Source organism: Peribacillus sp. NJ11 (assembly GCF_030348405.1).
Classification (GTDB): Bacteria; Bacillota; Bacilli; order Bacillales; family DSM-1321; genus Peribacillus.
In genome coordinates this window covers 1014618-1028030 of sequence record NZ_JAUCFO010000001.1, presented here as the reverse complement: position 1 = coordinate 1028030, position 13413 = coordinate 1014618, and the positions used below count along the sequence as shown (strand labels likewise).

The following is a 13413-nucleotide window of genomic DNA, read 5'->3' as shown; positions in this document are numbered from 1 at the left end:
TACGAACGAGTTGCAAACGGATTACAAACTTTAAAAAAGTTTTAAAAAAGTTGTTGACTTAAAGTGATGAAAATGTTATTATAAATAAGCTGTTTCGAAAGACATTGCTCTTTGAAAACTGAACAAAACAAAGCGCCAACGTTAAATTTTAAGTGAGCACACACTATCAAAAAAGCAAAATGAGCAAGTCAAACATTTCTTCGGAGAGTTTGATCCTGGCTCAGGACGAACGCTGGCGGCGTGCCTAATACATGCAAGTCGAGCGAATCGATGGGAGCTTGCTCCCTGAGATTAGCGGCGGACGGGTGAGTAACACGTGGGCAACCTGCCTATAAGACTGGGATAACTTCGGGAAACCGGAGCTAATACCGGATACGTTCTTTTCTCGCATGAGAGAAGATGGAAAGACGGTTTCGGCTGTCACTTATAGATGGGCCCGCGGCGCATTAGCTAGTTGGTGAGGTAATGGCTCACCAAGGCGACGATGCGTAGCCGACCTGAGAGGGTGATCGGCCACACTGGGACTGAGACACGGCCCAGACTCCTACGGGAGGCAGCAGTAGGGAATCTTCCGCAATGGACGAAAGTCTGACGGAGCAACGCCGCGTGAACGAAGAAGGCCTTCGGGTCGTAAAGTTCTGTTGTTAGGGAAGAACAAGTACCAGAGTAACTGCTGGTACCTTGACGGTACCTAACCAGAAAGCCACGGCTAACTACGTGCCAGCAGCCGCGGTAATACGTAGGTGGCAAGCGTTGTCCGGAATTATTGGGCGTAAAGCGCGCGCAGGTGGTTCCTTAAGTCTGATGTGAAAGCCCACGGCTCAACCGTGGAGGGTCATTGGAAACTGGGGAACTTGAGTGCAGAAGAGGAAAGTGGAATTCCAAGTGTAGCGGTGAAATGCGTAGAGATTTGGAGGAACACCAGTGGCGAAGGCGACTTTCTGGTCTGTAACTGACACTGAGGCGCGAAAGCGTGGGGAGCAAACAGGATTAGATACCCTGGTAGTCCACGCCGTAAACGATGAGTGCTAAGTGTTAGAGGGTTTCCGCCCTTTAGTGCTGCAGCTAACGCATTAAGCACTCCGCCTGGGGAGTACGGCCGCAAGGCTGAAACTCAAAGGAATTGACGGGGGCCCGCACAAGCGGTGGAGCATGTGGTTTAATTCGAAGCAACGCGAAGAACCTTACCAGGTCTTGACATCCTCTGACAACCCTAGAGATAGGGCTTTCCCCTTCGGGGGACAGAGTGACAGGTGGTGCATGGTTGTCGTCAGCTCGTGTCGTGAGATGTTGGGTTAAGTCCCGCAACGAGCGCAACCCTTGATCTTAGTTGCCAGCATTCAGTTGGGCACTCTAAGGTGACTGCCGGTGACAAACCGGAGGAAGGTGGGGATGACGTCAAATCATCATGCCCCTTATGACCTGGGCTACACACGTGCTACAATGGATGGTACAAAGGGCTGCAAACCTGCGAAGGTAAGCGAATCCCATAAAGCCATTCTCAGTTCGGATTGTAGGCTGCAACTCGCCTACATGAAGCCGGAATCGCTAGTAATCGCGGATCAGCATGCCGCGGTGAATACGTTCCCGGGCCTTGTACACACCGCCCGTCACACCACGAGAGTTTGTAACACCCGAAGTCGGTGAGGTAACCTTTATGGAGCCAGCCGCCTAAGGTGGGACAGATGATTGGGGTGAAGTCGTAACAAGGTAGCCGTATCGGAAGGTGCGGCTGGATCACCTCCTTTCTAAGGATAATTACGAGAGCGCTTTTGTTTTGTTCAGTTTTGAATGAGTAATTCATTCAAATAGGAAAGACAAGCATCACGATGTGATGGATTCTTTCTGCTTTGTTCCTTGAAAACTAGATAATAGATAGAAGGCAATTAATTTTTTTCAAAGCATCTGTAAGATCTTTTTTAACGGTTAAGTTAGAAAGGGCGCACGGTGGATGCCTTGGCACTAGGAGCCGATGAAGGACGGGACTAACACCGATATGCTTCGGGGAGCTGTAAGTAAGCTTTGATCCGGAGATTTCCGAATGGGGAAACCCACTGTTCGTAATGGAACAGTATCTTTACCTGAATACATAGGGTACTGAAGGCAGACCCGGGGAACTGAAACATCTAAGTACCCGGAGGAAGAGAAAGCAAATGCGATTTCCTGAGTAGCGGCGAGCGAAACGGAATTAGCCCAAACCAAGAGGCTTGCCTCTTGGGGTTGTAGGACACTCAACATGGAGTTACAAAGGAACGGGGTAAATGAAGTGATCTGGAAAGGTCCGTCAAAGAAGGTAAAAACCCTGTAGTTGAAACTTCGTTCCCTCCTGAGTGGATCCTGAGTACGGCGGGACACGAGAAATCCCGTCGGAAGCAGGGAGGACCATCTCCCAAGGCTAAATACTCCCTAGTGACCGATAGTGAACCAGTACCGTGAGGGAAAGGTGAAAAGCACCCCGGAAGGGGAGTGAAATAGATCCTGAAACCGTGTGCCTACAAGTAGTCAAAGCCCGTTAATGGGTAATGGCGTGCCTTTTGTAGAATGAACCGGCGAGTTACGATTTCATGCGAGGTTAAGTTGATAAGACGGAGCCGCAGCGAAAGCGAGTCTGAATAGGGCGAATGAGTATGAGGTCGTAGACCCGAAACCAGGTGATCTACCCATGTCCAGGGTGAAGTTCAGGTAACACTGAATGGAGGCCCGAACCCACGCACGTTGAAAAGTGCGGGGATGAGGTGTGGGTAGCGGAGAAATTCCAATCGAACCTGGAGATAGCTGGTTCTCTCCGAAATAGCTTTAGGGCTAGCCTCAAGATGAGAGTATTGGAGGTAGAGCACTGATTGGACTAGGGGCCCCCAACGGGTTACCGAATTCAGTCAAACTCCGAATGCCAAATACTTATTCTTGGGAGTCAGACTGCGAGTGATAAGATCCGTAGTCGAAAGGGAAACAGCCCAGACCACCAGCTAAGGTCCCAAAGTATACGTTAAGTGGAAAAGGATGTGGAGTTGCTTAGACAACCAGGATGTTGGCTCAGAAGCAGCCACCATTTAAAGAGTGCGTAATAGCTCACTGGTCGAGTGACTCCGCGCCGAAAATGTACCGGGGCTAAACGTATCACCGAAGCTGTGGATTGACACCATTAGGTGTCGATGGTAGGAGAGCGTTCTAAGGGCGTTGAAGTCAGACCGGAAGGACTGGTGGAGCGCTTAGAAGTGAGAATGCCGGTATGAGTAGCGAAAGAAGGGTGAGAATCCCTTCCACCGAATGCCTAAGGTTTCCTGAGGAAGGCTCGTCCGCTCAGGGTTAGTCGGGACCTAAGCCGAGGCCGAAAGGCGTAGGCGATGGACAACAGGTTGATATTCCTGTACCACCTATACATCGTTTGAACGATGGGGGGACGCAGAAGGATAGGGTAAGCGCGCTGTTGGATATGCGCGTCCAAGCAGTTAGGCCGGAAACGAGGCAAATCCCGTTTCCATTAAGGCGGAGCTGTGATGGCGAGGGAAATATAGTACCGAAGTTCCTGATTCCACGCTGCCAAGAAAAGCCTCTAGTGAGATGTAAGGTGCCCGTACCGCAAACCGACACAGGTAGGCGAGGAGAGAATCCTAAGGTGTGCGAGAGAACTCTCGTTAAGGAACTCGGCAAAATGACCCCGTAACTTCGGGAGAAGGGGTGCTTTTTAGGGTGAATAGCCCGGAAAAGCCGCAGTGAATAGGCCCAGGCGACTGTTTAGCAAAAACACAGGTCTCTGCGAAGCCGCAAGGCGAAGTATAGGGGCTGACACCTGCCCGGTGCTGGAAGGTTAAGGGGAGAGGTTAGCGCAAGCGAAGCTTTGAACCGAAGCCCCAGTAAACGGCGGCCGTAACTATAACGGTCCTAAGGTAGCGAAATTCCTTGTCGGGTAAGTTCCGACCCGCACGAAAGGTGTAACGATCTGGGCACTGTCTCAACGAGAGACTCGGTGAAATTATAGTACCTGTGAAGATGCAGGTTACCCGCGACAGGACGGAAAGACCCCGTGGAGCTTTACTGCAGCCTGATATTGAATTTTGGTACAGCTTGTACAGGATAGGTAGGAGCCTGAGAAGCCGGAGCGCTAGCTTCGGTGGAGGCGTTGGTGGGATACTACCCTGGCTGTATTGAAATTCTAACCCGCGCCCCTTATCGGGGTGGGAGACAGTGTCAGGTGGGCAGTTTGACTGGGGCGGTCGCCTCCTAAAGAGTAACGGAGGCGCCCAAAGGTTCCCTCAGAATGGTTGGAAATCATTCGTAGAGTGTAAAGGCACAAGGGAGCTTGACTGCGAGACCTACAAGTCGAGCAGGGACGAAAGTCGGGCTTAGTGATCCGGTGGTTCCGCATGGAAGGGCCATCGCTCAACGGATAAAAGCTACCCCGGGGATAACAGGCTTATCTCCCCCAAGAGTCCACATCGACGGGGAGGTTTGGCACCTCGATGTCGGCTCATCGCATCCTGGGGCTGTAGTCGGTCCCAAGGGTTGGGCTGTTCGCCCATTAAAGCGGTACGCGAGCTGGGTTCAGAACGTCGTGAGACAGTTCGGTCCCTATCCGTCGCGGGCGCAGGAAATTTGAGAGGAGCTGTCCTTAGTACGAGAGGACCGGGATGGACGCACCGCTGGTGTACCAGTTGTCTTGCCAAAGGCATAGCTGGGTAGCTACGTGCGGACGGGATAAGTGCTGAAAGCATCTAAGCATGAAGCCCCCCTCAAGATGAGATTTCCCATGGCGCAAGCTAGTAAGATCCCTGAAAGATGATCAGGTTGATAGGTCAGAGGTGGAAGCGTGGCGACATGTGGAGCTGACTGATACTAATAGATCGAGGACTTAACCAACGCTTTTTAAAAAATGAAATACCTTCTTATTATCTAGTTTTGAAGGAACAACGTTCCTTTATTGTTTGGTGGCGATAGCGAAGAGGTCACACCCGTTCCCATTCCGAACACGGCAGTTAAGCTCTTCAGCGCCGATGGTAGTTGGGGGTTTCCCCCTGTGAGAGTAGGACGCCGCCAAGCAGTTATATATGGAGGATTAGCTCAGCTGGGAGAGCATCTGCCTTACAAGCAGAGGGTCGGCGGTTCGATCCCGTCATCCTCCACCATTTTACACCTGCCGGTGTAGCTCAACTGGTAGAGCAACTGACTTGTAATCAGTAGGTTGGGGGTTCAAGTCCTCTTGCCGGCACCATCTTCATACAAGCTTAATATAGCATATATAAATAGTTTATATGAGCCATTAGCTCAGTTGGTAGAGCATCTGACTTTTAATCAGAGGGTCGAAGGTTCGAATCCTTCATGGCTCACCATTTTATTATGCGGGTGTGGCGGAATTGGCAGACGCACCAGACTTAGGATCTGGCGCCGCAAGGCGTGGGGGTTCAAGTCCCTTCACCCGCATGTTCGCGGAAGTAGTTCAGTGGTAGAATACAACCTTGCCAAGGTTGGGGTCGCGGGTTCGAATCCCGTCTTCCGCTCCACTATTTATTTATGCCGGGGTGGCGGAACTGGCAGACGCACAGGACTTAAAATCCTGCGGTAGGTGACTACCGTACCGGTTCGATTCCGGTCCTCGGCACCATCTTAATATGCGCCCGTAGCTCAATTGGATAGAGCATCTGACTACGAATCAGAAGGTTGTAGGTTCGACTCCCGCCGGGCGCACCATATTTTTTTCGGGAAGTAGCTCAGCTTGGTAGAGCACTTGGTTTGGGACCAAGGGGTCGCAGGTTCGAATCCTGTCTTCCCGACCATGATTTTTTTGGGGCCTTAGCTCAGCTGGGAGAGCGCCTGCCTTGCACGCAGGAGGTCAGCGGTTCGATCCCGCTAGGCTCCACCAAAAAAACTTGACAAGCCGAAATGGCTTTGATATGATTAGAAAGTTGATTCTTTAAAAGGATCAAATTGCTCTTTGAAAACTGAACAAAACAAAGCGCCAACGTTAAATTTTTTAAGTGAGCACACACTATCAAAAAAGCAAAATGAGCAAGTCAAACATTTCTTCGGAGAGTTTGATCCTGGCTCAGGACGAACGCTGGCGGCGTGCCTAATACATGCAAGTCGAGCGAATCGACGGGAGCTTGCTCCCTGAGATTAGCGGCGGACGGGTGAGTAACACGTGGGCAACCTGCCTATAAGACTGGGATAACTTCGGGAAACCGGAGCTAATACCGGATACGTTCTTTTCTCGCATGAGAGAAGATGGAAAGACGGTTTCGGCTGTCACTTATAGATGGGCCCGCGGCGCATTAGCTAGTTGGTGAGGTAATGGCTCACCAAGGCGACGATGCGTAGCCGACCTGAGAGGGTGATCGGCCACACTGGGACTGAGACACGGCCCAGACTCCTACGGGAGGCAGCAGTAGGGAATCTTCCGCAATGGACGAAAGTCTGACGGAGCAACGCCGCGTGAACGAAGAAGGCCTTCGGGTCGTAAAGTTCTGTTGTTAGGGAAGAACAAGTACCAGAGTAACTGCTGGTACCTTGACGGTACCTAACCAGAAAGCCACGGCTAACTACGTGCCAGCAGCCGCGGTAATACGTAGGTGGCAAGCGTTGTCCGGAATTATTGGGCGTAAAGCGCGCGCAGGTGGTTCCTTAAGTCTGATGTGAAAGCCCACGGCTCAACCGTGGAGGGTCATTGGAAACTGGGGAACTTGAGTGCAGAAGAGGAAAGTGGAATTCCAAGTGTAGCGGTGAAATGCGTAGAGATTTGGAGGAACACCAGTGGCGAAGGCGACTTTCTGGTCTGTAACTGACACTGAGGCGCGAAAGCGTGGGGAGCAAACAGGATTAGATACCCTGGTAGTCCACGCCGTAAACGATGAGTGCTAAGTGTTAGAGGGTTTCCGCCCTTTAGTGCTGCAGCTAACGCATTAAGCACTCCGCCTGGGGAGTACGGCCGCAAGGCTGAAACTCAAAGGAATTGACGGGGGCCCGCACAAGCGGTGGAGCATGTGGTTTAATTCGAAGCAACGCGAAGAACCTTACCAGGTCTTGACATCCTCTGACAACCCTAGAGATAGGGCTTTCCCCTTCGGGGGACAGAGTGACAGGTGGTGCATGGTTGTCGTCAGCTCGTGTCGTGAGATGTTGGGTTAAGTCCCGCAACGAGCGCAACCCTTGATCTTAGTTGCCAGCATTCAGTTGGGCACTCTAAGGTGACTGCCGGTGACAAACCGGAGGAAGGTGGGGATGACGTCAAATCATCATGCCCCTTATGACCTGGGCTACACACGTGCTACAATGGATGGTACAAAGGGCTGCAAACCTGCGAAGGTAAGCGAATCCCATAAAGCCATTCTCAGTTCGGATTGTAGGCTGCAACTCGCCTACATGAAGCCGGAATCGCTAGTAATCGCGGATCAGCATGCCGCGGTGAATACGTTCCCGGGCCTTGTACACACCGCCCGTCACACCACGAGAGTTTGTAACACCCGAAGTCGGTGAGGTAACCTTCATGGAGCCAGCCGCCTAAGGTGGGACAGATGATTGGGGTGAAGTCGTAACAAGGTAGCCGTATCGGAAGGTGCGGCTGGATCACCTCCTTTCTAAGGATAATTACGAGAGCGCTTTTGTTTTGTTCAGTTTTGAATGAGTAATTCATTCAAATAGGAAAGACAAGCATCACGATGTGATGGATTCTTTCTGCTTTGTTCCTTGAAAACTAGATAATAGATAGAAGGCAATTAATTTTTTTCAAAGCATCTGTAAGATCTTTTTTAACGGTTAAGTTAGAAAGGGCGCACGGTGGATGCCTTGGCACTAGGAGCCGATGAAGGACGGGACTAACACCGATATGCTTCGGGGAGCTGTAAGTAAGCTTTGATCCGGAGATTTCCGAATGGGGAAACCCACTGTTCGTAATGGAACAGTATCTTTACCTGAATACATAGGGTACTGAAGGCAGACCCGGGGAACTGAAACATCTAAGTACCCGGAGGAAGAGAAAGCAAATGCGATTTCCTGAGTAGCGGCGAGCGAAACGGAATTAGCCCAAACCAAGAGGCTTGCCTCTTGGGGTTGTAGGACACTCAACATGGAGTTACAAAGGAACGGGGTAAATGAAGTGATCTGGAAAGGTCCGTCAAAGAAGGTAAAAACCCTGTAGTTGAAACTTCGTTCCCTCCTGAGTGGATCCTGAGTACGGCGGGACACGAGAAATCCCGTCGGAAGCAGGGAGGACCATCTCCCAAGGCTAAATACTCCCTAGTGACCGATAGTGAACCAGTACCGTGAGGGAAAGGTGAAAAGCACCCCGGAAGGGGAGTGAAATAGATCCTGAAACCGTGTGCCTACAAGTAGTCAAAGCCCGTTAATGGGTAATGGCGTGCCTTTTGTAGAATGAACCGGCGAGTTACGATTTCATGCGAGGTTAAGTTGATAAGACGGAGCCGCAGCGAAAGCGAGTCTGAATAGGGCGAATGAGTATGAGGTCGTAGACCCGAAACCAGGTGATCTACCCATGTCCAGGGTGAAGTTCAGGTAACACTGAATGGAGGCCCGAACCCACGCACGTTGAAAAGTGCGGGGATGAGGTGTGGGTAGCGGAGAAATTCCAATCGAACCTGGAGATAGCTGGTTCTCTCCGAAATAGCTTTAGGGCTAGCCTCAAGATGAGAGTATTGGAGGTAGAGCACTGATTGGACTAGGGGCCCCCAACGGGTTACCGAATTCAGTCAAACTCCGAATGCCAAATACTTATTCTTGGGAGTCAGACTGCGAGTGATAAGATCCGTAGTCGAAAGGGAAACAGCCCAGACCACCAGCTAAGGTCCCAAAGTATACGTTAAGTGGAAAAGGATGTGGAGTTGCTTAGACAACCAGGATGTTGGCTCAGAAGCAGCCACCATTTAAAGAGTGCGTAATAGCTCACTGGTCGAGTGACTCCGCGCCGAAAATGTACCGGGGCTAAACGTATCACCGAAGCTGTGGATTGACACCATTAGGTGTCGATGGTAGGAGAGCGTTCTAAGGGCGTTGAAGTCAGACCGGAAGGACTGGTGGAGCGCTTAGAAGTGAGAATGCCGGTATGAGTAGCGAAAGAAGGGTGAGAATCCCTTCCACCGAATGCCTAAGGTTTCCTGAGGAAGGCTCGTCCGCTCAGGGTTAGTCGGGACCTAAGCCGAGGCCGAAAGGCGTAGGCGATGGACAACAGGTTGATATTCCTGTACCACCTATACATCGTTTGAACGATGGGGGGACGCAGAAGGATAGGGTAAGCGCGCTGTTGGATATGCGCGTCCAAGCAGTTAGGCCGGAAACGAGGCAAATCCCGTTTCCATTAAGGCGGAGCTGTGATGGCGAGGGAAATATAGTACCGAAGTTCCTGATTCCACGCTGCCAAGAAAAGCCTCTAGTGAGATGTAAGGTGCCCGTACCGCAAACCGACACAGGTAGGCGAGGAGAGAATCCTAAGGTGTGCGAGAGAACTCTCGTTAAGGAACTCGGCAAAATGACCCCGTAACTTCGGGAGAAGGGGTGCTTTTTAGGGTGAATAGCCCGGAAAAGCCGCAGTGAATAGGCCCAGGCGACTGTTTAGCAAAAACACAGGTCTCTGCGAAGCCGCAAGGCGAAGTATAGGGGCTGACACCTGCCCGGTGCTGGAAGGTTAAGGGGAGAGGTTAGCGCAAGCGAAGCTTTGAACCGAAGCCCCAGTAAACGGCGGCCGTAACTATAACGGTCCTAAGGTAGCGAAATTCCTTGTCGGGTAAGTTCCGACCCGCACGAAAGGTGTAACGATCTGGGCACTGTCTCAACGAGAGACTCGGTGAAATTATAGTACCTGTGAAGATGCAGGTTACCCGCGACAGGACGGAAAGACCCCGTGGAGCTTTACTGCAGCCTGATATTGAATTTTGGTACAGCTTGTACAGGATAGGTAGGAGCCTGAGAAGCCGGAGCGCTAGCTTCGGTGGAGGCGTTGGTGGGATACTACCCTGGCTGTATTGAAATTCTAACCCGCGCCCCTTATCGGGGTGGGAGACAGTGTCAGGTGGGCAGTTTGACTGGGGCGGTCGCCTCCTAAAGAGTAACGGAGGCGCCCAAAGGTTCCCTCAGAATGGTTGGAAATCATTCGTAGAGTGTAAAGGCACAAGGGAGCTTGACTGCGAGACCTACAAGTCGAGCAGGGACGAAAGTCGGGCTTAGTGATCCGGTGGTTCCGCATGGAAGGGCCATCGCTCAACGGATAAAAGCTACCCCGGGGATAACAGGCTTATCTCCCCCAAGAGTCCACATCGACGGGGAGGTTTGGCACCTCGATGTCGGCTCATCGCATCCTGGGGCTGTAGTCGGTCCCAAGGGTTGGGCTGTTCGCCCATTAAAGCGGTACGCGAGCTGGGTTCAGAACGTCGTGAGACAGTTCGGTCCCTATCCGTCGCGGGCGCAGGAAATTTGAGAGGAGCTGTCCTTAGTACGAGAGGACCGGGATGGACGCACCGCTGGTGTACCAGTTGTCTTGCCAAAGGCATAGCTGGGTAGCTACGTGCGGACGGGATAAGTGCTGAAAGCATCTAAGCATGAAGCCCCCCTCAAGATGAGATTTCCCATGGCGCAAGCTAGTAAGATCCCTGAAAGATGATCAGGTTGATAGGTCAGAGGTGGAAGCGTGGCGACATGTGGAGCTGACTGATACTAATAGATCGAGGACTTAACCAACGCTTTATAAAAAATGAAATACCTTCTTATTATCTAGTTTTGAAGGAACAACGTTCCTTTATTGTTTGGTGGCGATAGCGAAGAGGTCACACCCGTTCCCATTCCGAACACGGCAGTTAAGCTCTTCAGCGCCGATGGTAGTTGGGGGTTTCCCCCTGTGAGAGTAGGACGCCGCCAAGCCATTTCTAAGATCAGCCATTCTGGCTGGTCTTTTTTGATGTTCTAATTAACGAATAGGTTTTTTATCTCCAGGGTTAGCATAGGGCTGGATCTATTTGTTGGTTAAAATACCATTAGAGGGAACGGGAACTGGAGAAAGAGGTTGAATTTAGGTGAAGGAGCTTTGAGGAGAAGAAAAAATTGCAGGTTTTGCATTTATCTTTTCAGGGTATTTATGTAAGATATTTCAACTTTAATGTTCAATGGGGTATGTAACTACATATAATTTGGAGAAAATGGATAATACAGAAAGAAAGTGCGTTTAAGTTGCAAAATGCATTTTTCCTTGTATAATAATAGTCAAATATAGTCAAAGTCAGAATGGAGGAGGCTGAGTGAGAAACATATCTGATGTTATCGAAACTTATTTGAAGCAAGTGCTGGAAATAAGTCAAAAAGATATCTTAGAGATTAAAAGAAGTGAAATAGCAGATAAATTTCAGTGTGTTCCTTCTCAAATCAATTACGTAATCAATACCCGGTTTACAATCGAGAGAGGTTATGTTGTAGAGAGTAAGCGTGGAGGCGGCGGTTATATACGCATCATGAAAGTGGAATCGCAGGATTCCGTGCAACTTATTAACCAATTATTATCGCTTATTGGTTCTAGGGTAACTCAATCGATGGCTGAAGGAGTAATTTCCCGGCTGATGAATGAGGAAGTCATTAATGAAAGAGAAGCAAAGATTATGATGAGCGTCATAGATAGATCGGTGATTTATATCGACCTACCTGACCGCGATGAGCTTAGGGCAAGAATTTTAACTGCGATGCTTACGACTTTAAAATATAAATGAAACTGGCAGAGGTGATGAACGTTGATTTGCCAAGAATGTCATCAAAGGCCTGCTACCCTACACTTCACCAAAATCATCAATGGAAAAAAGACTGAAGTCATGATTTGTGAGAAATGTGCTCAGGAAAAAGGTGAGGTGTTCATGGATGCAGGTGGACCTGGTTTTTCAATAAATAATTTATTAGCAGGATTGTTGAATATGGAGTCGAATATTCAACAGACAAAGGCAAATGCATTTCCCAAATCGGAAGAGAGGCGTTGCCCGAATTGTCATCGTTCCTATAAAGAATTTGTCCATATTGGTAAGTTTGGCTGTGCCGAATGTTATAAAACATTCAATGAACAGTTAAACCCTATTTTAAAAAGGGTTCATAGCGGCAATACAGCACATATAGGGAAAATTCCAAAAAGGATTGGTGGCACCATATATCTTCGAAAGCAAATTTTGGATTTGAAAGAAGTTTTAAAGACCCACATTATTCAAGAGGAGTTTGAGAAAGCGGCAGAAGTAAGAGATAAGGTTCGTTCCCTTGAAAAAAGGTATGATGCACAAGAGGGAGGCGAGGAATTATGAGCTTGGAAAAGTTTGTAGAAAACGCCTTGAGTTCCTGGATGAGTGCCGAAGGGCCGGAGATCGATATTGTATTGAGTTCCAGGATTCGATTGGCCAGGAATTTCAAAGACTTTACCTTCCCAACCTCCTTTTCTAACGAAGAAGCTAAAAAAATAATTGAATTGGTCAAAAAAAGAATTGAAGAGGAAGTTACTCCAGAGATTGGGAAACTGGAACTTCTAGAGATTGACCAATTACAGCCACTGGAAAAGCGCGTTCTTGTTGAAAAACATTTAATCAGCCCTCATTTAGTTGAGGAATCAGCGAAAAGCGCATGTCTCCTTTCGGAAAATGAAGAAATCAGTATCATGATAAACGAAGAGGATCATCTCCGTATTCAGTGTTTAATGTCGGGGTTGCAGCTAAAGGAAACCTTAAAGATTGCAAATGTTCTTGACGATTGGATTGAAGAATCCATAGACTATGCATATGATGAAGAAAGAGGATACCTAACTAGTTGTCCAACTAATGTGGGAACGGGATTAAGGGCTTCAGTCATGATGCATCTGCCAGGCCTGGTCCTTACTCAGCAAATGAATAATATCATACCGGCTATCAACCAATTGGGGTTGGTGGTACGAGGGATTTATGGAGAGGGCAGTCAAGCGTTAGGGAATATCTTTCAAATCTCTAATCAAATCACTCTCGGAAAGTCGGAAAGGGATATCGTTGAAGATCTAACAAGTGTAGTGCAACAAATCATAGCCCAGGAACGGTCAGCGCGGGATGCATTAGCGAGGACTTCCCACATACAATTAGAAGATAGAGTTTTCCGTTCATATGGGATATTGTCCAATGCTCGAATCATCGAGACCAAGGAAGCTGCTACCTGTATCTCAGATGTTAGGCTAGGTATAGATCTTGGGTATATAAAAAATATTTCTAAAAGCATTCTAAATGAGTTGATGATTTTAACACAGTCGGGATTTTTACAAAAGTATGCAGGTGGCCCTTTAAGATCCCATGAAAGGGATATCCGTAGAGCAGCACTCATCCGAGAACGCTTGAATTTCACGGAATCTTCCTCCTCATAGAGGTCATTATCCTCTTTGGAGAGTACCAATATTCATGAATAGGTATGGAGCAAGAACCTGCCATTACTTAGAGA

3 protein-coding genes, 9 tRNA genes and 6 rRNA genes are annotated in these 13413 nt (G+C 49.1%); all 18 read left to right on the top strand.

Annotation, left to right across the window (positions count from 1 at the left end; translation table 11 throughout):
* Positions 1-197: 197 nt before the first annotated feature.
* The 18 genes from QUF86_RS05040 to mcsB all read left to right on the top strand — a co-directional run bounded on the left by QUF86_RS05040 (position 198) and on the right by mcsB (position 13339).
* Positions 198-1748: ribosomal RNA gene (locus QUF86_RS05040) — 16S ribosomal RNA — on the top strand.
* A 176-nt stretch (positions 1749-1924) separates the two neighbouring features.
* Positions 1925-4857: ribosomal RNA gene (locus tag QUF86_RS05035) — 23S ribosomal RNA — on the top strand.
* A 64-nt stretch (positions 4858-4921) separates the two neighbouring features.
* Positions 4922-5037, top strand: a 5S ribosomal RNA gene (gene rrf, locus QUF86_RS05030).
* A gap of 10 nt (positions 5038-5047) precedes the next feature.
* Positions 5048-5123 (top strand) — tRNA-Val (locus QUF86_RS05025).
* 10 nt (positions 5124-5133) lie between these two features.
* Positions 5134-5209, top strand: a tRNA-Thr gene (locus QUF86_RS05020).
* 42 nt (positions 5210-5251) lie between these two features.
* Positions 5252-5327, top strand: a tRNA-Lys gene (locus QUF86_RS05015).
* Positions 5328-5336: 9 nt separating this feature from the next.
* Positions 5337-5418: transfer RNA gene (locus QUF86_RS05010), tRNA-Leu, on the top strand.
* A 5-nt stretch (positions 5419-5423) separates the two neighbouring features.
* Positions 5424-5498: transfer RNA gene (locus tag QUF86_RS05005), tRNA-Gly, on the top strand.
* A gap of 12 nt (positions 5499-5510) precedes the next feature.
* Positions 5511-5599: transfer RNA gene (locus QUF86_RS05000), tRNA-Leu, on the top strand.
* Between the two features lie 9 nt (positions 5600-5608).
* Positions 5609-5685: transfer RNA gene (locus QUF86_RS04995), tRNA-Arg, on the top strand.
* 9 nt (positions 5686-5694) lie between these two features.
* Positions 5695-5771: transfer RNA gene (locus tag QUF86_RS04990), tRNA-Pro, on the top strand.
* Between the two features lie 10 nt (positions 5772-5781).
* Positions 5782-5857: transfer RNA gene (locus tag QUF86_RS04985), tRNA-Ala, on the top strand.
* Between the two features lie 160 nt (positions 5858-6017).
* Positions 6018-7568 (top strand): 16S ribosomal RNA (locus QUF86_RS04980).
* A 176-nt stretch (positions 7569-7744) separates the two neighbouring features.
* A 23S ribosomal RNA gene (locus QUF86_RS04975) occupies positions 7745-10677 on the top strand.
* Positions 10678-10741: 64 nt separating this feature from the next.
* Positions 10742-10857 (top strand): 5S ribosomal RNA (rrf, locus tag QUF86_RS04970).
* Together the 16S, 23S and 5S rRNA genes with 9 tRNA genes alongside form the textbook arrangement of a ribosomal RNA operon.
* A gap of 374 nt (positions 10858-11231) precedes the next feature.
* A complete protein-coding gene (locus tag QUF86_RS04965) occupies positions 11232-11693 on the top strand; it encodes a CtsR family transcriptional regulator (RefSeq protein WP_289318627.1) in 462 nt (153 codons plus the stop codon).
* Between the two features lie 21 nt (positions 11694-11714).
* Positions 11715-12266 (top strand): protein-arginine kinase activator protein McsA, encoded by a 552-nt coding sequence (mcsA, locus tag QUF86_RS04960; RefSeq protein ID WP_289318628.1) that lies wholly within the window; start codon positions 11715-11717, stop codon positions 12264-12266.
* Positions 12263-13339: a protein-arginine kinase McsB gene (gene mcsB, locus QUF86_RS04955; protein WP_289318629.1), complete on the top strand. Its 1077-nt coding sequence runs from the start codon at positions 12263-12265 to the stop codon at positions 13337-13339. Before mcsA ends, mcsB begins: the two co-directional genes overlap by 4 nt.
* The last annotated feature ends 74 nt before the right edge of the window (positions 13340-13413 follow it).

What these genes read in the sequence shown, in the direction of transcription:
- mcsB (WP_289318629.1), top strand. Translation starts at nt 12,263, where the DNA reads ATGAGCTTGGAAAAGTTTGTAGAAAACGCCTTGAGTTCCTGGATGAGT.